Annotated in this window: 20 protein-coding genes; 17 read left to right on the top strand and 3 right to left on the bottom strand. The window is 64.2% G+C overall.

The genetic code is table 11. The features are described 5' to 3' along the window. Positions 1 to 102 precede the first annotated feature (102 nt). The 10 genes from B2246_RS20455 (at position 103) to B2246_RS20410 (ending at position 10015) form a co-directional block, all read left to right on the top strand. On the top strand, positions 103 to 1056 hold the full coding sequence (locus B2246_RS20455) for a sensor histidine kinase (protein WP_286880660.1): 954 nt from the start codon (positions 103 to 105) through the stop codon (positions 1054 to 1056). Further along, positions 1019 to 1642 carry a response regulator transcription factor gene (locus B2246_RS20450; RefSeq protein WP_017513303.1) on the top strand — a complete coding sequence of 208 codons (624 nt, stop codon included), beginning with the start codon at positions 1019 to 1021 and terminating at the stop codon, positions 1640 to 1642. Before B2246_RS20455 ends, B2246_RS20450 begins: the two co-directional genes overlap by 38 nt. A gap of 122 nt (positions 1643 to 1764) precedes the next feature. Next, a complete protein-coding gene (locus B2246_RS20445) occupies positions 1765 to 2139 on the top strand; it encodes a response regulator transcription factor (protein ID WP_035882186.1) in 375 nt (124 codons plus the stop codon). 129 nt (positions 2140 to 2268) lie between these two features. Next, on the top strand, positions 2269 to 2523 hold the full coding sequence (locus B2246_RS20440; RefSeq protein ID WP_035882188.1) for an RNA-binding protein: 255 nt from the start codon (positions 2269 to 2271) through the stop codon (positions 2521 to 2523). A 79-nt stretch (positions 2524 to 2602) separates the two neighbouring features. Next, positions 2603 to 3841 carry an efflux RND transporter periplasmic adaptor subunit gene (locus B2246_RS20435; protein ID WP_286880658.1) on the top strand — a complete coding sequence of 413 codons (1239 nt, stop codon included), beginning with the start codon at positions 2603 to 2605 and terminating at the stop codon, positions 3839 to 3841. Further along, complete coding sequence (locus B2246_RS20430; protein WP_286880657.1) at positions 3838 to 7029, top strand: efflux RND transporter permease subunit; 3192 nt, start codon at positions 3838 to 3840, stop codon at positions 7027 to 7029. Before B2246_RS20435 ends, B2246_RS20430 begins: the two co-directional genes overlap by 4 nt. Further along, positions 7026 to 8486: an efflux transporter outer membrane subunit gene (locus B2246_RS20425; protein ID WP_286880656.1), complete on the top strand. Its 1461-nt coding sequence runs from the start codon at positions 7026 to 7028 to the stop codon at positions 8484 to 8486. The genes B2246_RS20430 and B2246_RS20425 overlap by 4 nt, the downstream gene beginning before the upstream one ends. A 4-nt stretch (positions 8487 to 8490) precedes the next feature. Then, on the top strand, positions 8491 to 8964 hold the full coding sequence (locus B2246_RS20420) for a glycine zipper family protein (protein WP_011516437.1): 474 nt from the start codon (positions 8491 to 8493) through the stop codon (positions 8962 to 8964). A 40-nt stretch (positions 8965 to 9004) separates the two neighbouring features. Beyond that, on the top strand, positions 9005 to 9592 hold the full coding sequence (locus tag B2246_RS20415) for a hypothetical protein (RefSeq protein WP_008644680.1): 588 nt from the start codon (positions 9005 to 9007) through the stop codon (positions 9590 to 9592). A 36-nt stretch (positions 9593 to 9628) separates the two neighbouring features. Continuing rightward, a complete protein-coding gene (locus B2246_RS20410; protein WP_008644682.1) occupies positions 9629 to 10015 on the top strand; it encodes a hypothetical protein in 387 nt (128 codons plus the stop codon). A gap of 86 nt (positions 10016 to 10101) precedes the next feature. Here B2246_RS20410 and ppk2 read toward each other — a convergent pair whose 3' ends face one another. After that, positions 10102 to 10920 carry a polyphosphate kinase 2 gene (gene ppk2 / locus B2246_RS20405; RefSeq protein WP_008644684.1) on the bottom strand — a complete coding sequence of 273 codons (819 nt, stop codon included), beginning with the start codon at positions 10918 to 10920 and terminating at the stop codon, positions 10102 to 10104. Between the two features lie 177 nt (positions 10921 to 11097). Between ppk2 and B2246_RS20400 the strand changes: the two genes are divergently transcribed. The 6 genes from B2246_RS20400 to B2246_RS20375 are packed head-to-tail and all read left to right on the top strand — an operon-like array spanning position 11098 to position 16814. Beyond that, positions 11098 to 11382 carry a hypothetical protein gene (locus B2246_RS20400; RefSeq protein WP_234706975.1) on the top strand — a complete coding sequence of 95 codons (285 nt, stop codon included), beginning with the start codon at positions 11098 to 11100 and terminating at the stop codon, positions 11380 to 11382. 49 nt (positions 11383 to 11431) lie between these two features. Next, on the top strand, positions 11432 to 12598 hold the full coding sequence (locus tag B2246_RS20395) for an AI-2E family transporter (RefSeq protein ID WP_008644686.1): 1167 nt from the start codon (positions 11432 to 11434) through the stop codon (positions 12596 to 12598). 2 nt (positions 12599 to 12600) lie between these two features. Then, positions 12601 to 14160, top strand: a complete 1560-nt coding sequence (locus tag B2246_RS20390) for an efflux transporter outer membrane subunit (RefSeq protein ID WP_286880654.1) — start codon at positions 12601 to 12603, stop codon at positions 14158 to 14160. Next, complete coding sequence (locus B2246_RS20385) at positions 14157 to 15293, top strand: HlyD family secretion protein (RefSeq protein WP_035882195.1); 1137 nt, start codon at positions 14157 to 14159, stop codon at positions 15291 to 15293. Before B2246_RS20390 ends, B2246_RS20385 begins: the two co-directional genes overlap by 4 nt. Then, positions 15283 to 16347 (top strand): DUF2955 domain-containing protein, encoded by a 1065-nt coding sequence (locus tag B2246_RS20380; protein WP_008644693.1) that lies wholly within the window; start codon positions 15283 to 15285, stop codon positions 16345 to 16347. The genes B2246_RS20385 and B2246_RS20380 overlap by 11 nt, the downstream gene beginning before the upstream one ends. A 17-nt stretch (positions 16348 to 16364) precedes the next feature. After that, on the top strand, positions 16365 to 16814 hold the full coding sequence (locus B2246_RS20375; RefSeq protein ID WP_008644696.1) for a potassium channel family protein: 450 nt from the start codon (positions 16365 to 16367) through the stop codon (positions 16812 to 16814). Between the two features lie 4 nt (positions 16815 to 16818). Here B2246_RS20375 and B2246_RS20370 read toward each other — a convergent pair whose 3' ends face one another. Further along, positions 16819 to 17178, bottom strand: a complete 360-nt coding sequence (locus B2246_RS20370; protein ID WP_008644697.1) for a hypothetical protein — start codon at positions 17176 to 17178, stop codon at positions 16819 to 16821. A gap of 59 nt (positions 17179 to 17237) precedes the next feature. Next, complete coding sequence (locus B2246_RS20365) at positions 17238 to 18239, bottom strand: AraC family transcriptional regulator (protein ID WP_035882197.1); 1002 nt, start codon at positions 18237 to 18239, stop codon at positions 17238 to 17240. Between the two features lie 206 nt (positions 18240 to 18445). Here B2246_RS20365 and B2246_RS20360 point away from each other — a divergent pair, with 206 nt between their 5' ends. Next, entirely contained in the window at positions 18446 to 19426 is a 981-nt protein-coding gene (locus tag B2246_RS20360; protein ID WP_008644702.1) for a quinone oxidoreductase family protein, read from the top strand. The last annotated feature ends 6 nt before the right edge of the window (positions 19427 to 19432 follow it).

The raw sequence follows: 19432 nt of genomic DNA, 5'->3' as shown, positions 1-19432 counted from the left end.
GCGAAACTCTCTCATGTCCGCGCACGGGCCAATGCCCGCAGTGGCCGTCATTTGCGGCAACGCAGCAAGCCTCATTCACTCCACCGCTGAAGGACAACAGCAATGCGATGGCTGTCCTTCCTGTTGGTAGGCGTCTCCAGCGGCGTGGCGTTCGCCGCCGCGATCGTTCCCGGCTTCGGGCGTCGCAGGTCGCATTCCGGCGGGCCAACGGAATCCGTGCAATCCAGCAATCATGCAAGGGAGATCGCCCATCTGTCGCCCGCGCCCGGCATGAACGAACTAGCCGGTTCCATCGCGCATGAATTGAACCAGCCACTGACGGCTATCACCAGCAATGCTCAGGCGGCCAGGGAGTATCTGGCATCGGGGCCATGCGACCCCGCGGAGGTACGCGAGATCCTCGACGATATCGTCGCCGATGCGTCTCGCGCGAGCGAGATCGTCAGGCGGGTGAGGGCATTGATCCTGGGCGAGGCCCCTTCGTCGATCCACTTCAATGTCGGCGAAGTCGTCGATCAGGCGATTGCCCTCGTCGATGCCAATGCGCGGGCACGTAGCGTTCTGGTGTCGCGAGAAGTTGCCGATTCGCTTCCCCGCGCCGTTGGCGACCCGATGGAAATCCAGCTGGTGCTGCTCAATCTGCTGAGCAACGCCCTCGATGCGGTGGAATCCGTGCGCCCGCACGGTGAACGCTCAGCGTCGATCCTGGCGCAGGAACGCAATGGAATGGTCGTCGTTTCGGTGCGCGACAACGGCTGCGGCGTCGAACCGGGGCAGCTCGAGCGTATCTTCCAGCCGTTCTATTCGTCGAAGCACAAGGGCATGGGGTTGGGGCTGTCTTTCAGCCGCGCCCTGGTGGAGCGCAATGGCGGACGCCTGTCGGCGATCCGCAACAGCAGCACGGGTATGACTTTCGAACTGTCGCTGCGCACGGAAGACGCCGCGCAGGACCTGCGCGGGTCGGTGTTGCCACTGCCACCGCGCGGCATCCATCCGCTCCATCACGGAGGAAAGAACAATGAACGCAATGCAGCCAACGGTATGTATCGTCGATGACGACGACAGTGTGCGACGTGCCCTGGCACGCGTCCTTGGCGCCCATCGGTATCACACCAGTTGCTTCGATTCCGCGAAGCGCTTTCTGGATAACGTCGAACTGGAGAATTCGCCGATCTGCGCCGTGGTCGACCTGCAGATGCCAGACATGGACGGCATCGCCTTGCAGCAGACGCTGAGCCAGCGGGTTCCCGTCGTCATCCTCACCGGACATGCCGACGTGTCCAAGGCGGTACAGGCCATGCAGGCGGGCGCGATAGATTTTCTCGAAAAGCCGGTGCAGGACGGGCTGCTTCTGGCCGCGGTCGAACGGGCGTGTGAACGCGCGCGGGAACAGTTCGCGCGCAAGGCCGAACTCCGCGTGCTGCGGCAGAAGATCGAGCGGCTGACGCCCAGAGAGCGTGAAGTCCTGGGCTGGATCGTGTCTGGCCTGCGCAACAAGCAGGTGGCCAGCGAACTCGGGACCGTGGAAAAGACCATCAAGGTGCATCGCGCGCACGTGATGCAAAAGCTCGAAGTGGATTCGCTTCCGGCCCTGGTCCGCATCGCCGACAAGATGGGTATGGGGATCGTCGCGCGCACCTGACCCCGCGCTGGCTCCCCCGTTTGGACCATCGTCCAATATCGCCGGACGCCGGTGTCTCGTAGCCTTGGGGAAGGCAACTTCTTCCCCGCGGCCTACGCGGTCGACGTTAACCTGGCGCGGATATGGGGTCTTCAGGACAATTTGCGGTGGTTATCGACGATGACGAGTCCGTTGCGCGCGCCATCTCGCGTTTGCTGCGCGCCGCCGGCATCGCTGTCGATACCTTCACAAGCGGCACGGCATTCCTGGACCAGATCCTGTCGCAGCCGGCCTATCGGCCTGCGTGCGTGATCCTCGACGTCAGCATGCCCTACCTCGACGGTCTTGAAGTGCAGCGCCGTCTCGGCGGATTGTCCTTGCCGATCATTTTCATTACCGCCCACGACGTGCCCGAGGCTCGCAACAAGGCGCTCTCCGCCGGCGCGATCGGATACCTGCGCAAACCTTTCAATACGCACCAGCTCATCGAGTTGGTGCGGGGTGTGATGACGCCTTGAGTTATCTGACGTGACGGAATTTGGTCCTTGGTCCAATTGCGATTTAGACTCAAAGCGGCACACTCTCAACAATACGGGGCCGACATGCGTCCGCCGCGCGTGGCATTGGCGCCGTGACAAGGATCGAACATGGCACTTCTGATGATTTCCAACCTCAACCCGGATACCACCGAGGAGCAGGTGAAAGAGTTCCTCGGTCGTTACGGGTTTCCGGCGTACGACGAATACGAACTCCAGGAAGGAGACGGTACGCGCCCGGCGGTCACACTGACATTCCATGCCGTGGACGAAATCGCGTTGCAGCATTTCGTCCCGCGCATCCATGACGTGTTCTGGAATGGCCACCGGATCAACGCGCTGGTGTTGAGAGAACGCTTCAACTGACCACGCAGGCAAAACATCAACCACGCAGACGGCGAGGACGCGCCAGCAAGCAGGCGGGCGCGTAGCGGAGGAGCAAGCAATGGCGAGTGGGCTGGAGTCCAAGGGCAGGCAGTATGCGTTCATGTTCCTCACCGCACTGGCAGTCGCGGGATGCGGAAAGCAGGAGGCGAAGGGGCCCGCCGCGCCGCCGGTGACCGAAGTTGGGGTCGTCAAGGTCGACCTCCACGACGTGCCGGTCGTGTTCGAGTTCGTCGGGCAGACCGAGAGCTCGCCGCAGGTTGAAATCCGGGCGCGGGTCAACGGTTTCCTGGAGCAACGGCTCTATACCGAAGGCACGATGGTCAAGGCGGGGCAGGTGCTGTTCCGCATGGACCAGAAGCCATTCAAGGCCGCGCTGGACGCGGCCATGGCCGAACTGGCGCAGCAACAGGCACGCCTGACCACCGCGCGCCAGAACCTTGCCCGCGTTCGCCCGCTGGCCGCCAAGAATGCGTTGAGCCAGAAGGATCTCGACGATTCCGTTGGGCAGGAGCAGGGCGCCGCGGCCGCGGTGGAGCAGGCCAAGGCCAACGTGACAAACGCCCGTCTGAATCTGGACTACACGACGATCACCGCGCCAGTCTCCGGGTTATCCAGCTACGCCAAGAAGCAGGTCGGTTCGTATATCGACGCGAGCAACAGCTTGCTGACTTACGTCGCCAAGCTCGATCCGATCTGGGTCAACTTCAGTTTGTCAGAGAACGAGGTCCTGCAGTACCAGTCCCAGCAGGCATCCGGACAGTTGAAGATGCCGCCGCGTGGCTCGATGGAGGTGGAGATCGTGCTGGCCGATGGCGCGACCTATGGCAAGCGTGGTCACATCACGTTTGCCGATGCATCCTTCAGCTCCGAGACCGGCACCTATCTGCTGCGCGCGGAATTCCCGAATACCGAAGGCGCGTTGCGTCCGGGGCAATTCGTGCGCGTCCGCGTGCTTGGCGCGGAGCGCACGCGCGCGATCACGGTGCCACAGGCGGCTGTGGTGCAAGGGCAGCGTGGACAGTTTGTCTGGACCGTCGGCAAGGACAACAAGGCTGAATCCAGAGTGGTGGATGTCGGAGAATGGGCGCAGGGCAACTGGATCATCCGTTCCGGCCTGCGCGAAGGCGATACCGTGGTGGTCGACGGCACGGTGCGCCTCGCCCCCGGAGCGCCCCTCAAACCCGTGGCCGCGCCTCCGCAGCCCGTGTCCACCGAACGGCCGCCTGGCCCCCCGGGCGCCGCGCCCACGCCAGCCTCGGCCCCAACCGCCGCCCCTGAGAAGGGGGCGACGTCATGAAGCTTTCACACTTCTTCATCGACCGTCCGATCTTCGCATCGGTCCTGTCGATCATCATCGTCGTTGGCGGTCTGGTTGCCATGGTCAACCTGCCGATCGCGCAGTTCCCGGACATCACACCGCCGACCATCACCGTCACCACGACCTATCCGGGCGCCAGCTCGGACGTGGTGGCACAGAACGTCGCGGCCCCGATCGAGCAGCAGGTCAACGGCGCGGACAACATGCTGTACATGTCGTCCACCAGTTCGTCCACCGGCAACATGACGCTGACCGTGTACTTCGAGATCGGCACGGACCCGTCACTGGCACAGGTGGACGTGCAGAACCGCGTGAACCTGGCGCTGCCGACGTTGCCGGACGCGGTGACCAAACAGGGCGTGAGCGTGCAGAAGCGTTCGTCTGCCTTCATGATGGTGATCGCGGTCTATTCGCCGGATAACAGCTATCCGCAGACCTTCGTCGATAACTTCACCAACATCTACATTCTCGATGCGCTCAAGCGCATTCCAGGTGCTAACCAGGCGTCGATCTTCGGCACACCCGACTACGCCATGCGCATCTGGCTGAAGCCGGACCGGATGGCCCAGCTAGGCATCACCGTCGAGGACATCAAGAACGCGGTGGCCAACCAGAACGAGCAGTTCTCCGCTGGCCGAATAGGACAGTCACCCACCGACGGGCCGGTCACACTGACCTTCCCGGTGACGACGAAGGGGCGGATGACCGAGCCGGCCGAGTTCGAGAACATCATCCTGCGCGCCGCCTCGGGTGACGCGGCGCTGGTGCGTCTCAAGGACGTCGGCCGTGCCGAACTGGGCTCGAAAGATTATTCGTTGCGCAGCCGCTACAAGGGCAAGACCGCCACGCTGCTGGCGGTCTATCAGCAGCCAGGCGCCAACGCCCTGGCCGTGGCCGAGCAGGTCCGCAAGACGCTGGAGGAAGTGAAGAAGAGCTTCCCGCCGGGCATGGAGTATGAAGTCGCGCTGGATACCACCGAGTTCGTGCATGAGTCGATCAACGAGGTGGTGCATACGTTGCGCGATGCGGTGATCCTGGTGATCCTGGTCGTGTTCCTGTTCCTGCAGAGCTTCCGCGCCACGCTGGTGCCGATTCTGGCCGTGCCGGTGTCGATCATCGGCACGTTCATGGCCATGTCGGCGTTCGGCTTCTCGGTCAACATGCTGACGTTATTCGGGATGGTACTGGCCATCGGCATTGTGGTGGACGACGCCATCGTCGTGATCGAGAACGTCGAACGGAACATGGTCGAGTTCAAGATGCCGCCCAAGGAGGCGGCCAAGCACGCCATGGACGAGGTGGGCGGCCCGGTGATCGCGATCGTGCTGGTGCTGCTGGCCGTGTTCATCCCGGTGGCGTTCCTGTCCGGCATCACGGGCCAGTTGTACAAGCAGTTCGCCATTACGCTGGCGGTGTCGGTGCTGCTGTCCGGTATTGTCGCACTGACCTTGTCGCCGGCACTGGCGGCCATCCTGCTTAAACCGGGCTCCCACGAGAAGAATCGCTTCTTCCGCTGGTTCAACCGCAGTTTCGATCGGCTCGTGGAAGGGTACGGCAGGTCGATCCAGCTCATCATCCGGCGTTCGGTGATATCGCTGGCAATCGTGGCCGCGCTGATCGCAGTCAGCGTGCTGATGTTCATGCGCATCCCGTCGTCGTTCCTGCCGGTGGAAGACCAGGGTTATCTGCTGGGCGCGGTGATCATGCCCGACGCAGCCAGCCTGGACCGCACGTCCGCGTTGTCCTCGCGCGCCGCGGACTGGTTCTCCAAGCAGCCGGGCGTCAAGGCGGTGGCAGTACCGGACGGCTACAGCCTGATCGACTCGCAGAACAAGTCCAATGCCGGCACGCTGTTTGTCACACTGAAGGGCTTTAGCGAGCGCGGCAAGGGCGAAAGCGCGGCGGACCTGATCGCGAAGGCCAACAAGGAGTTCTCCACCTACCGCGAGGGCGTCGTGGTGCCGGTCAATCCGCCATCGATCCCGGGCCTGGGTACGACCGGCGGCTTCGAGTTCTGGCTACAAAGCACCGGGGATGGCACCTATCCGCAACTTGAGGAACGCGTCAGGGCGTTTATCGCCAAGGCCCATCAGCGGCCCGAATTGCGCGGCGTGAACAGCACGATCAACACGCGTTCCAGGCAGTTGCTGGTGGACCTCGACCGTGAGCGCGCGGAAACCCAGGGCGTGGCGGTGGAGTCGGTCTACTCGGCCTTGCAGACGATGTTCGGCTCGCTCTACGTCAGCCAGTTCCCGAAGAACAGTCGTCTGTTCCAGGTGATCCTGCAGGCGGAGCCCAAGTACCGCTCGCGGCCCGACGACCTCGACAACGTCTACGTACGCAATGCCAAGGGAGACATGGTCCCGATCAAGGCCGTGACGAATTCGCGCTGGGTCTCTGGCGCGGATCTGGTCACGCGGTTCAACAACTTCCCCGCAGCGAAGATTACTGGCGACGCCGCACCGGGGTACAGCTCCGGGCAGGCGCTGGCAGCAATGGAAGAGGTAGCCCACGAAGTCCTTGGTGAAGGCTACAGCTTTGCGTGGAGCGGACAGGCGTACGAAGAGAAGAAGGCAGGGTCCACTGCCGCGCTGGTCTTCGCCTTCGCATTGCTGATGGTGTTCCTGATCCTGGCCGCCCAGTACGAAAAATGGTCGTTGCCGCTGGGCGTGCTGCTGGCGGTGCCATTCGCGTTGTTTGGCGCGCTGATGGGCATCTTGCTGCGAGGTATGGAAAACGACGTGTATTTCCAGATCGGTTTGACCGTGCTGATCGCGCTGGCGGCCAAGAATGCCATCCTGATCTTCGAGTTCGCCGTGGAAATGCAAGAGAAGGAAGGGCTGGGCCCGTTCGATGCCGCGGTCAAGGCGGCCAAGATGCGTCTGCGCCCGATCATCATGACCTCGCTGGCCTTCATCCTGGGCTGCGTGCCGCTGGCCATCGCCAGCGGAGCATCCGCCGCCAGCCGCCAGTCACTCGGTACCGGGGTGATCGGCGGGATGCTCGGCGCAACCGTCATCGCCATCTTCTTCATCCCGATGTTCTTCTGGGGCCTGGAGCAGCGTAGCGAGAAGAGGAAGGGCAAGCAGCCGGCTTCAGGGACTGGGACCGGGCCAGGGGCGGGCCCGGCGAGTGACACCGAGGCTACTCCGGGAGGCACGTCATGAAGCGCCGCACGGTGTCCCGACTGATTCTTCTCGCCACGCTGGCCGCCGCCGGGTGCGCGGTTGGGCCGGACTACGTTCGTCCGCCTGTCGATGTTCCGCAGGCCTACCGCTTCGCGGACGAAGGTATCAACGTGCCGCAGACACCGGCCACGTATTGGTGGTCGCAGATGAACGATCCGGTGCTGGACGGGCTGATTGCCACAGCGCGGGCCAACAACAAGGACTTGCTGATTGCCGCGGCACGGGTCGAGGAATACTACGGCCGTGTCATGACCACCCGGTCTGGCCTGTTCCCTCAGGTGGGGATCGAGGCTGGCGGTGGGCGCCAGCGCATCAGCACCACCAATGGCACGGCGCTGCCGATCAACAACCCGTTCAACCAGACGCACGTCGCCGCCACCGCATCCTGGGAAATCGACCTGTTTGGCCGGATACGCCGCCTGACCGAGGCGGCCAAGGCTGACTGGCAGGCCAGCGAACTGGCGCGTCGGAGCACGGAAATCTCGGTTGTCGCCGCGACTGCCAGTGCCTATATCACGCTGCGGGATCTCGATAACCGCCTGCGTATCTCGCAAGACACCCTGGAAAGCCGTCGGGGCGCGCTTGAGTTGTTCCGGGAGCGCTTCCAGGGCGGTGTGGTCTCCGAGGTCGAGTTCGCGCAAGCGCGGTCAGAATACGCATCGGCACTGACCTCGGTCGAGCAGTTCCGCCAGCAAGTCGCGCTGCAGGAGGACCTGCTGGCCGGTCTGCTGGGCGAGAACCCGCGTGAAATTCCGCGCGGCAAGTCGATCTCCGAGTTGACCTTGCCGGGCGTGCCGGTCGGCCTGCCGTCGACGTTACTGGAGCAGCGGCCGGACGTACTCCTGGCCGAGCAGAATCTCGTGGCGGCCAATGCCCGTATCGGCGCCGCGCGTGCCGAGTACTTCCCGACGATTTCGCTGACCGGCGCGTTCGGAGCTGCCAGCACGGCACTGTCGGGGCTGTGGACCGGTCCGGCACGGGCCTGGTCGTTCGCCGGGCTCATCAGTATGCCGATCTTCACCGGTGGCGCGATCGCCGGCGACGTCAAGCAGGCGGAGGCGATTCAGACGCAGTCGCTGCAGGCCTACCAGCAATCCATCCAGACAGCGTTCCGGGAAGTGGCGGATGCGCTGGTCAGCGTGCAGCGTACGCGCGATCAGCTCAATGCCAAGACCGACCAGGTCGATGCGCTGGGCCGTTACGCTTCGCTGGCACGAGATCGCTACGAAGGCGGCTATACGAGCTATCTTGAAGTGCTGGATTCCGAGCGCGCGCTGTTCGCCGCGCAACTTGACCAGTCCACCCTCATTGGTTCGGAGTTTGGCCAGCTTGTCCAGCTCTACAAGGCGTTGGGTGGTGGCTGGCCCGTGGAGTCGGAAGCAGCACAGGCGCCTCAGGCAAGCCTGAGTCAACCGGAAACCCGTAACAAGGAGTGATTTCATGTCGAGGTCGATCATCAGGCCGGTCTTGTTGCTGGCCACGGCGGGCATCGCCCTTGGCGCGATGGCTCAGTCCAAGCCGATTGCGTATCCCGCCAAGGGACAGAGCGCCGCCCAGCAGCAACAGGACGACGGTTATTGCTATTCCTGGGCCAAATCGAATACGGGCATAGACCCGGCGGCCGTGTCCTCGGCGCCGCCGCCTCCCAGTGGCCCGGCAGTCGGCGGTGGTGAGCGTGTTGGCGGTGCCGCGCGTGGCGCCGCCGGCGGTGCGGTAATCGGCGCGATCACCGGCGATGCCGGCAAGGGTGCCGCCGTTGGCGCCGCAGCCGGCACGATGGTCGGTGGCTCGCGCGCCCGGCAGAACCAGCGCAACGCGCAAGCGAACGCCCAGGCCAACACCCAGGGCGCCATGTCCACGTACTACCGTGCTTATTCCGCGTGCATGGAAGGCCGTGGTTATTCGATCAAGTGAGTGAAGTAGGTCCCGGAGCGCTTTGCCAAAAGGAGTGCATATGCTCAAGAAAGTACTGATTCCCGTCGCGATCCTGCTTTCGGTGCCGGCCATTGGCTGGGCGCAGACCGACGTCAAGACTGATGTCACACGCGCCGACGGCTCGGTCACGGCCTCCGGCTCCGCAACTGCCGTTGCGACGATCACAGCCATCGACGCGGCAAATCGCAAAATCACGCTGAAAGGCGCGGGCGGCAAGGTCACCGACATGACCGTTGGCGACGAGGCTCGCAACTTTGATCAGCTACGGGTCGGCGACAAGGTCACCGTACAGTACAACGAGGCACTGACCGTTAGCCTCAAGAAGGGCAGCGGACCGCTCTCCATGAACGAGAAGCCGATCGAGCAACGCGCCGAGGCCGGCGCCAAGCCTGGCGGCACGGTTGGCCGTGAGGTGACGGTGGTCGCCCAGGTTGTCGCGGTCAACAAGGACACAAAGACTGTCTCGGTCAAGGGACCGAAGGGCCATGTCGTCGACCTGGTTGTCGAGGACCCGGACCAGTTGAAGAACATCAAGAAGGGGGACCGCGTGCAGGCTGTCTACACCGAGGCTGTCGCGGTTTCGGTAACCCCCGGTGCAGGCAAGTAACCACCGAATGCCGGGCACCCGAACGGAACTGTCGTCATGAAGCACATTGCAGCATTGCGTTGTCTGGGGGCGGCCGTGCTGATTGCCAGCGCGCTGCCCGCCCATGCGTACTTTGACAACTACCTGAGCGGCACGATCGTTGGCACGCTCGCCAAGCAGCAGATGGCGACCTTGCGCGGCGTCTTCAACAAGACGCTGTCGGAGTCCGACGATGGCGCCACCGTGCCGTTCAGTCTGCCTGCCGAGGGGCGGTCCAAGGCCACGGAGGGCACATTCACGCCCGTGACCACGCGCACCGAGAACGCCAAGCGCTGCCGCAAGATCCGCAGCGAACTGCGCCAGAATGGCAGGTCGGAACGCTGGGAAGGGTGGTACTGCCAGGAGGCCGATGGCAACTGGAAAAAGGCGCTATTGAAGGATTGAACGACTGAGGGATTGAAGATCCGATGCCACAACCGTCAGGGGCCGCGATGACGCGGCCCCTGACGGTTGCAGTTTGCGTCCGGAACTCAGAACTTCTCCGGGATATACCGATAGGGGTAGTCGGGCTGCTTGTAGGAGCCGCGCTTCTGCCGGTCCGGCAGCGTGACCTTCTTGCGCGGGATGGGCTCGTAGGGAATCGACGCAAGCAGATGGCTGATGATGTTGAGCCGGGCGCGCCGCTTGCAGTCCGATCGCACGACATTCCACGGCGCGAAGTCGGTATCCGAGGCCTCGAACATCGCGTCCCGCGCGCGCGAGTAGTCATACCAGCGGCTGTATGACTTCAGGTCCATGTCCGTCAACTTCCACGTCTTGCGGCCGTCCAGAATGCGCTGCTCCAGGCGGCGCGTCTGTTCTTCGGGGCTGACTTCGAGCCAGTACTTGATGAGCTGGATGTTCGAGCCGACGATAGCGCGCTCCACCAGCGGCACCGCGCGCAGGAACAACTCCACCTGTTCCTCGTCGCAGAACTTCATCACGCGTTCGACGCCGGCGCGGTTGTACCAGCTACGGTCGAAGATCACGATCTCGCCGGCTGCGGGCAGATGCGGGATGTACCGTTGCACGTACATCTGGCTCTTTTCGCGATCGGTGGGGGCGGGCAGGGCAATCACGCGAAAGACGCGGGGGCTGACCCGCTCGGTGATGGCCTTGATGACGCCGCCTTTGCCAGCGCCGTCACGCCCTTCGAAGATGACGCATACCTTGGCACCAGTAGCCTTGACCCAGTCCTGCAGGTGCACCAGTTCAACGTGCAGCGAGCGCAGCGACTTCTCGTACGTCTTCGAGTCAAGGTCCTGCTGCGCTGCGGAATCCTCGTCAGTACGGCGCGAGTCCTTTACCATAAGTGTTTCTCCCGGCGCTTGCAGCAGGCCCCATTGCCTCAAGTATCAATCTCGGATACGGGCATGGCCTTGGCAAGGGACTTTGGTCCAATGCTTGGCTCAAGCATGGCTTGGCCCAAGGACCAATTGCTTTGCGCACGGGCTTGGCTGACTCTTTCATTGGGAGCGTACTCGACCATGTACAAGACTGGATACTGGCTGATCATCATCGGTTTCTGGCTGGCTCTCGCCGGGGTATTCCTGTGCGATCCGGTGGGCGGGCTGCCAGAGAATGTCAACTTGTTCAGTTTCGCCCTGCATGGTCTCGAGATTCACTTGTTCAAGCTGTCAGAAGCGCCGCAGCACTATCTCTTCACGGTTCTCGCGAGGGACTGGTTGATCGGCTGCTTCGTGATCATGTTCGTCGGCGCTGTCCTGCTTGCCCTTGGCTGGAGGCGCAGGCGCCAGAGCCGGCTCGTGTGAGAGGTGGCGCGGCCGAGGCGCGCGCCCGAGGTTCACAAGGAGGCCGCCGATGCTGCAAACACGTCTTTCGATCCCTACGATCTCTCGTACGCTGATCGACGTTTATATCCGCTTCGGCCTGATCTTGTTGCTGGCGATATCCTGCTTCGAGATCTTCAAGCCGTTCATCAGCCTGATGGCGTGGTCAGTGATCCTGGCGATCACGCTCTATCCGCTGCAGACCTACCTGCGCGGCAAGATCTTCGATGGAGAGGGCCGCACGGCCACCCTGATCGTTTTCCTGGTCATCTGCATCATTCTCGTGCCCTCGTGCCTGCTCGGGATTGCATTGATCGACTCGGTCGAACACGCATTGGAGATCGCGCGCAGCGGCAACATCCGGATTCCGCCACCGTCCGAATCGGTGGCCGCCTGGCCGTTTGTGGGCAAGCAACTCTACGGCTTCTGGCACCTTGCCTCCACCGACTTCGCCTCGCTGGCTGAAAAGCTTGCGCCACAGATCAAGGTGGTGGCCCTGGCGCTGCTCGGCACAGCGCGTGGCGTGGGCGTCGGGCTGCTGATCTTCGTGGCGGCGCTCATGATCGCGGGCATCTTCATGGCCTACGGCGAGCTCGGCACGCGCAGCGCGATTCAGATTGCCTCCCGCATCTCCGGGCCGGAGCGCGGCCCCCGCCTTACCGTGCTGTGCACGGCCACCGTGCGCGCGGTCGCGCAGGGCGTGGTGGGTATTGCATTCATCCAGATGCTGCTGATCGGTGTCGCCTTCGTTATGAAGGGTGTGCCGGGGGCAGGGCTGCTGGCGCTGGCGGTGCTGCTGCTCGGCATCATGCAGTTGCCGGCCACGCTGATCACCATCCCCGTGATCATCTTCGTGATCGCGACCGAGGGCGTCAGCGGCATGAACATCGTCTTTGCCGTCTACGTGTTCATCGCCGGCCTGGCGGATAACGTGCTCAAGCCGATGCTGCTGGGCCGTGGCGTGGATGTGCCGATGCCGGTGGTGCTGATCGGCGCGCTTGGCGGCATGGTCAGCGGAGGCGTAATCGGGCTCTTTGTCGGCCCCGTGGTGCTCGCGGTCGGATACCAGTTGTTCTGGCAGTGGGTGGAAGACACCCAGCAGCAAGCCATCGAGGGCGGCGAGGCCGTGGCGAGTGGTGAGGCCGTGGGGAGTGGCCAGGCGTCGGGACGTACCGAAAGCGGTCCGGCTGCCGGATAGCGATGTTGCCCCGGGGCCGCGTGTTCCGTTGCTGGATGCTGGCCGCGACGATGCTCGCCGGCTGCGCGCGCGTTGGCCCGGATTTCCAGCCGCAGCACGAGACGTGGAGCGGCCAATGGACCAGCGAGGCGATCGGGCAGGCCAGCGAGGCAGGTGACCAGCCGGATATGCGCCAATGGTGGCAGGTCTTCAACGACCCCGTGCTCGAACGCCTGATCACCGAGGCCGATGCCAATGACGCCGGGGTTCGGATTGCCGGCCTGCGGGTCATGGAAGCCCGCGCGCAACTCGGCATGGCGCTGGCTGGCCGGTATCCCCAGATGCAGCAGGCGGGCGCGGACGCCATGTATGTTCACAGCCGCCAATCCGGGCCAACCGCCCAAACCGCTCGCGTCTGGGAGTACAGCGCAGGTGTCGATGTCGGCTGGGAGCTCGACTTCTGGGGGAAATTCGCCCGCGCGATCGAGTCCGCCGATGCCGCGTACTTCGCGGCCCAGGCCAATCACGAGAACGTACTGGTACTGCTTCACGCACAACTCGCGCAGACCTATTACGCATTGCGCACCGCGGAGGCCCGCGTGCGGATTGCGCGGGAGAACGGCCGACTGCAGAAGCGCAGCTACGAAATCACCGAGCGACTGTTCAAGGCCGGCGAAAGCGATGAACTGGACCTGCAACAGGCCAAGACGCAGTACTTCGGCACATTGAGTAGCATCCCCGAACTGGAGCGGCAGATTGCGCTATCGCGCAACGCCGTGGCGATCCTGCTGGGGAGGCCACCCGGCCCGATTCCCGAGTTGGGCGAGGCATCGGGCAAGGAGGGCGTGTTGCCCCGGATCGATCGGGCGATTCTGCAAGACGTGCCCGCCAACCTGTTGCTGCGCCGCCCGGATATTCGCGCCGCCGAGTTCCAGATCGCGGCGCAGTCGGCCCAGATCGGCGTGGCGAAGGCGGACCTGTATCCATCGGTGACGCTCGTCGGCAGCATCGGCTGGTCCGCGACTTCACTGCCCGGGACGCAGAACGGCCTGCTGCTGGTGGGCGGCCCCAGCCTTCGCTGGAACATCTTCGACTATGGCCGGATCCACAACAACGTGCGGGTGCAGGATGCCCGGCTCCAGCAACTGATCCTCACTTACCAGAACGACGTGCGCGTGGCGGCGCGCGAGGCCGACGATGCCGCCAGCGGCTTGCTCAAGGCACTCGAACGCGAAGAAATCCTGCGTGAGGCCGCGTACTCGGCGGAACGCTCGCTGACGCTGGCCAACACCCTGTTCAAGGAGGGGTACTCCGACTTCCAGCGCGTGCTCGATGCCCAACGGGCATTGTTCGCCCAGCAGGACGCCTATCTGGTCAATCGCAGCAACGCCGTTGGCTATCTGATCGACCTTTACAAGGCACTTGGCGGTGGCTGGTACAGCGAGCAGCCGTTGGTCGACCCAGCCACCCGCGACCAGATGCGGCAGCGTACCGATTGGGGAGACCTGCTTGACGAGCCGCCGCGCACGCCGCCGACATCCATCAACACCTCGGCCAAAGCCACCGGGAGCCAACGCCAATGAGTGACGCCAGTGATGCGAATGCGCCAGCCACGCCGCCTGCCCCGCCAGGCCCGGCGGCATCTGGAGACGCGTCGGGAAAAGGGGTGCGGTGGGTTGTCATCGCGATCGTGCTCAGTCTGGTCTGGTATCTGCTGGCCGACCGCTTCACGCCCTATACCCAGCAGGCGCGCGTGCAGGCGTTCGTGATTCCAGTTGCTTCAGAAGTCTCTGGGCGTGTCACCCAGGTGCCGGTTCACAACAATCAGAGCGTGGAGGCCGGCACGGTGCTGTTCGAGGTCGATCCACAGCAATACCGGATTGCACTGGACCGCGCCCGCGCCGATTTCGAATCCACGCGCCGGCAGATCGGCGCGAACACAGCGGGTATCGATTCGGCGCGCGAATCGCTGCGAGCGGCACAGGCCAACGAGCTCAAGGCGCGACAGGACAGCGAGCGGCTTGAGCGTCTGTATCGGGAAGACCCCGGCACGGTTTCCGTGCGGCGGCTGGAGGTGGCGCGCGCCACGCACACGCAGGCCGTCAGCCAGGTCGGCGCGGCCCGCGCCGAGGTTGAACGGGCAAAGGAGCAGCAGGGCGGAAGCGAAGAGAACAACGCCAAGCTGCGCAGCGCCGCTGCGGCGGTCGAAAAGGCGGAACTCGATCTGTCCAACGCCAAGATCCGGGCGCGTACCGGCGGGCTGGTCACCGACCTGCAAACGGAAGTCGGCCGTTTTGCCGGCGCCGGCAGCCCGGTCATGACGCTGATCGCGATCCATGACATATGGATTTCCGCCGACCTCACCGAAAACAACCTGGGCCACGTAGAGCCGGGCACGCCCGTGGCCATCGTGCTCGACGCGCTGCCAGGCAAGGTGCTCGAAGGCAAGGTGCGCAGCATTGGCTACGGCGTGAGCACCGGCCAGAGCCCACCGCCAGGCAGCCTGCCAACGGTGCAGAACAGCCGCGACTGGCTGCGGCCCGCGCAGCGCTTCCCGGTGATCGTCGACATCGATCCGGGACAACTCTCTTCGATGCGCGGCGTGCGCGTGGGCGGCCAGGCCGAAGTGATGGCGTTCCCGACGTCAGGCAACCCACTCAATCCATTGGGCCGCTTGTACATCCGCCTGATGAGCTGGCTGTCCTATGTCTACTGACGCGGGCGCATCGGCCGCCGCCGCTGCCGCAACCGCGGCGCGGTCCCGCCGCGCGTTGCGCCTGGCTGTCGGCACCGCGCTCTGCCTGGCGACGAGCTTCGGTTTTCAATGGGCGATTCCGATGGTTGCACCCGTGCTGGCCGTGTTCCTGTTCGCCACGGTAGGGCGCCCGCTGCCCGCCAAGGCGGGGCTGGCGCTGGCGCTGCTTGTCATGGCGACCACCGGAACCGGACTGCTGCTGATCCCGTTCCTGCGGCACGCGCCGCTGAGTGGGGTGCTGATGACCGCGCTCGGCCTGTTCCTGGCCTTCCGTTACGGCCTGCGCGGCGGCAACGGGCTCGTGTCGACGTTCCTTGTGGCAGGCATTGCGCTGATCTCGGTGGCCGGCACCGCTGACATGGGACTCGCCCTCAGCGTGATTGGCGCGCTGGCCCGCGGGCTGCTGCTCGGTGTGGTGATGCTGGCGGTCTGCCATTGGCTGATTCCAGAACCCGGCACGGCCACGCCCGCGGCCAAGCCACCCGCGCCGGTTGTCAGCGATGCGGACTGGATGGCGTGGCGCGCGACGCTGGTCGTCATGCCGGCATTCCTGCTGGCCATGGCCGATCCGGCCGGATACCTGCCTATCGTCATGAAGGCTGTCAGCCTGGGCCGGCAAAGCTGCACGACGGCGCGTAGCGCCGCGACCGAACTACTTGGGTCCACGCTGCTCGGCGGGCTGCTGGCGATCCTGTTCTGGTTCGCGCTTGGCCTGTCCGTCAATCTGTGGATGTTCTTTCTCTGGACGATCCTGTTCGCGCTGGTGGTTGCCCGCCGGCTCTTCGCGATCCGGCCGACACGCGCCACCCCGGGATTCTGGCTCAACAGCCTGGTGACGATGATCATCCTGCTTGGGCAGTCGGTCGAAGACAGCGCGGCAGGCAAGGATGTCTACCAGGCGTTCGCCGTCCGCATGGGACTGTTCATCGGGGTGTCGCTCTATGGCGTATTCATGCTGAGATGGCTCGACCATCGGCGGCAACGAACCGTGTCCACGGCATCGACAACGATCTGAGTACCTGAGGAGGCCCCATGCGCATACACCTGCTGGTCGCCGCACCCGTGATGCTGTTGTGCCTGATCCTGCAAGGCGTGGTGGTGGCGATCTGCCTGCGTCGCTATGCGCGCTATCGCAAACGCTGGGAAGGGCGCGAGGCGCTATGGATGGAGATCGCACTGCTGATGGCGGTGATGCTGCTGACGCTGGCCTGCAACATCGTGCAGATCGCGATCTGGGCCGTGCTGTTCCTGATGCTGGGCGAGTTTCAGAGCTTCGTGCCAGCGCTGTATCACTCCAGCGTCAACTTCGCCACGCTCGGCTATGGCGATATCGTCATGTCCGAGCGCTGGCGCATGCTGGGGCCAATCGAGGCAGCCAACGGCATTCTGATGTTCGGCATGTCGACGTCACTGATGACGGCTGCCGTGCTTGATGTCATCAAGAGCAACATGGCCAGGCTGATGGATCAGGCGAAGCCCTGAGCCCTTACGTGCAGTTCGCGCGATAGGTCTCTTCCAGCGCATCTCGCGACTTGTCCCGCTCGATCTTTGGCACTGCGCGACCCTGCGCATTCTGCGTGGCCATGCCCGGAGAGGTGTAGCTGTTGGGCCCATGCGCGCCAGCGGCGAACTGGTTCTTGAGTTCCTCGCATTTCGCCCGGCGGGCTTCCTCGGGGCTGACGCTGCTCGCCGAAGGCGGACGATAGGGGTTCGCCCCCTCCTGTACGGCATCGGAGATGGCCGCTGCGGCATTGCCCTGGGCGGGCGATGTGGACTGAGCCAGCGCAACGGCAGGCACGCCAAGGGTGAGGGCAACGGTCAGCAGCACTGCAGTAGGCATTTCCATGGGAGCTCCGATGTGGCGACGCACGCTCAGACTAGGCGAATTCGATGGTGCTGTGCAAGTCACCGGTTGACACTGTGGCGCCGGCGCCAAGCCAAGGGGGCTTCACCGAACTGGGTGGAAAACCAGCGTGTGAAGGAACTGGCTGAACCATAGCCGAGCAATTCCGAAACGCGTAACAGGGAGTAGTCCGGGTTGCTGACGTACCGCTGCGCCAGATCGCGGCGTACCTCGCTCAGGATGTCGGTGAACGATTCGCCGGCTTCGTCGAGTTGCCGCTGCATGGTCCGCAAGCTCAGGCCCAGCCCCTGGGCCACGGCCTCGCAACTGGCGCGGCCCATTGGCAGCATCAGGTACACCGCATTGCGCACTTCGCGCCCGATCGACGCCTCGTTCACACGGGGCAGGGTATCCACCAGTCGCTGCGCGTGGCGAGCCATGGCCGGGTCGCCTGTCGGATTCGGCGCGTCGAGGTCTGCCGCCAGGCAGACAATGCCGCTGAACTCGCTGCCGAACTCCAGTGGGCATCCGAACAACCGGCGGTGCACCTGCAGGTCGGGCGGCGCGGCATGGGTAAAGTTGACGCTGAGTGGATGCCAATGCGCGCCGAGCAGGGCGCGGCACAAGCGAAACACCACGCCCAGGGCCAGTTCGGTGGCTTGTCGGGAAGGCGCGCCGAGCACTACCTCCTGCCGGATCATGACCACCTTGCCGGCCGACTCCACCATGATTGCCACGGACTCGTTGACCAGATGACGGTAACGAATGATGGTGTCGAGCGCGTCACGCAGCGTGGGCTGCTGGCTGATCAGCAGGCTCATCAGGCCGAAATCCGACAACTGCCGGGACTCCGCCATGCGCAGCCCGAAGGTGAGGCAGGACGATGCGTCCGCCGCGGCCTCCAGCAATACCGCGCACGCGTCCACCGGAACGCGCTGCTCGGGATCGGTCAGCAGCGCGCGTGTCAGTCCGGCCTGGCGGAGCAAGGGCTGTGGGTTCAGGCCTTCCGCCGCCGCCACCTCGAAGAAATTGGTCAGTGCCGCAGCGCGCACCAGTGTTCTCAAGCTTGTCTCCCATCTTGTTCTTCGCGCGTCACGTGCCCGGAGTGCCCTGGACCATGCCGCGTCGTACTCGGCGTGGATGATAGGCCGTGTTGGCATGAAATGCAAAGCTGGATGCAGCGATTGCAAAGCGGCAAGCAGTCGGCGCATCTAGATTGGCTGACATGGCGGCACACGTCGTGCGGCAACACACAACAGGAGACGATGCGATGGCAAAAGTCGTGCGCATGTATGAGACCGGCGGACCCGAGGTCCTTCGTTGCGAAGACATGGAAGTGGGTGATCCGGGCCCGGGGCAGGTGCGCATTCGCCACGTGGCGGTTGGCCTGAACTACGCCGATACGTACTTCCGCAACGGCACCTATCCGGTACCGCTTCCCGCGGGCATGGGCGTGGAAGCCTCCGGCGTGGTGCAGGCCATCGGTCCGGACGTGACCAACGTCGCCGTCGGCGATCGCGTGACATACACCGGCTTCCTGAACACGCTGGGCGCCTACAGCACCGAGCGTCTGGTGCCGGCCGCGCCGCTGATCCGCCTGCCGGAGAACATCGGCTTCGAAACCGCCGCGGCAATGACGATGCGCGGCCTGACCTCCGCCTACCTGATGCGCCGCATCTACGCGTTCAAGCGCGGCGATACGATTCTGCTGCACGCCGCGGCAGGCGGCGTCGGCCTGATCGTGTCCCAGTGGGCCAAGCTGCAGGGCCTGAACGTGATTGGCACCGTGTCTTCCGAGGCCAAGGCCGAGGTGGCACGCGCGCATGGTTGCGATCACATCATCAACTACAGCCACGAGGATGTGGCCAAGCGCGTGCGTGAACTGACCGATGGCGTGGGCGCCACGGTGGTGTTCGACAGCGTCGGCAAGAGCACGTTCATGGCCTCGCTCGATTCGCTGAAGCGCCGTGGGCTGCTGGTCTGCGTGGGCACCGCATCGGGCCCGATCCCGCCGTTCGATCCCGTACTGCTGGCCATGAAGGGCTCGGTCTATGTGACGCGTCCGGCCTTGGCCGACTATATCGCCGATCCGGGCGAGAAGGCGGAACTGGCTGGGGAACTGTTCGACCACGTGGGTGCCGGCCGCATCCGTATCGAGATCAACCAGCGCTACGCACTGGAAGACGCCGTGCAGGCTCACCGCGACCTGGAATCGCGCAAGACCACCGGTTCGTCGATTTTCGTCGTCTGAGGAGCC

This window comes from Cupriavidus sp. UBA2010, assembly GCF_002335265.1.
GTDB lineage: Bacteria > Pseudomonadota > Gammaproteobacteria > Burkholderiales > Burkholderiaceae > Cupriavidus > Cupriavidus metallidurans.
The sequence above is the reverse complement of the archived record's forward strand: the minus strand, read 5'-3'. Positions and strand labels throughout refer to the sequence as shown.

Excerpts from the sequence above, each read along its gene's own strand:
- B2246_RS20455 (WP_286880660.1), top strand. The coding sequence starts at position 103 with ATGCGATGGCTGTCCTTCCTGTTGGTAGGCGTCTCCAGCGGCGTGGCG.
- B2246_RS20450 (WP_017513303.1), top strand. The coding sequence starts at position 1,019 with ATGAACGCAATGCAGCCAACGGTATGTATCGTCGATGACGACGACAGT.
- B2246_RS20445 (WP_035882186.1), top strand. The coding sequence starts at position 1,765 with ATGGGGTCTTCAGGACAATTTGCGGTGGTTATCGACGATGACGAGTCC.
- B2246_RS20440 (WP_035882188.1), top strand. The coding sequence starts at position 2,269 with ATGGCACTTCTGATGATTTCCAACCTCAACCCGGATACCACCGAGGAG.
- B2246_RS20435 (WP_286880658.1), top strand. The coding sequence starts at position 2,603 with ATGGCGAGTGGGCTGGAGTCCAAGGGCAGGCAGTATGCGTTCATGTTC.
- B2246_RS20430 (WP_286880657.1), top strand. The coding sequence starts at position 3,838 with ATGAAGCTTTCACACTTCTTCATCGACCGTCCGATCTTCGCATCGGTC.
- B2246_RS20425 (WP_286880656.1), top strand. The coding sequence starts at position 7,026 with ATGAAGCGCCGCACGGTGTCCCGACTGATTCTTCTCGCCACGCTGGCC.
- B2246_RS20420 (WP_011516437.1), top strand. The coding sequence starts at position 8,491 with ATGTCGAGGTCGATCATCAGGCCGGTCTTGTTGCTGGCCACGGCGGGC.
- B2246_RS20415 (WP_008644680.1), top strand. The coding sequence starts at position 9,005 with ATGCTCAAGAAAGTACTGATTCCCGTCGCGATCCTGCTTTCGGTGCCG.
- B2246_RS20410 (WP_008644682.1), top strand. The coding sequence starts at position 9,629 with ATGAAGCACATTGCAGCATTGCGTTGTCTGGGGGCGGCCGTGCTGATT.
- ppk2 (WP_008644684.1), bottom strand. The coding sequence starts at position 10,920 with ATGGTAAAGGACTCGCGCCGTACTGACGAGGATTCCGCAGCGCAGCAG.
- B2246_RS20400 (WP_234706975.1), top strand. The coding sequence starts at position 11,098 with ATGTACAAGACTGGATACTGGCTGATCATCATCGGTTTCTGGCTGGCT.
- B2246_RS20395 (WP_008644686.1), top strand. The coding sequence starts at position 11,432 with ATGCTGCAAACACGTCTTTCGATCCCTACGATCTCTCGTACGCTGATC.
- B2246_RS20390 (WP_286880654.1), top strand. The coding sequence starts at position 12,601 with ATGTTGCCCCGGGGCCGCGTGTTCCGTTGCTGGATGCTGGCCGCGACG.
- B2246_RS20385 (WP_035882195.1), top strand. The coding sequence starts at position 14,157 with ATGAGTGACGCCAGTGATGCGAATGCGCCAGCCACGCCGCCTGCCCCG.
- B2246_RS20380 (WP_008644693.1), top strand. The coding sequence starts at position 15,283 with ATGTCTACTGACGCGGGCGCATCGGCCGCCGCCGCTGCCGCAACCGCG.
- B2246_RS20375 (WP_008644696.1), top strand. The coding sequence starts at position 16,365 with ATGCGCATACACCTGCTGGTCGCCGCACCCGTGATGCTGTTGTGCCTG.
- B2246_RS20370 (WP_008644697.1), bottom strand. The coding sequence starts at position 17,178 with ATGGAAATGCCTACTGCAGTGCTGCTGACCGTTGCCCTCACCCTTGGC.
- B2246_RS20360 (WP_008644702.1), top strand. The coding sequence starts at position 18,446 with ATGGCAAAAGTCGTGCGCATGTATGAGACCGGCGGACCCGAGGTCCTT.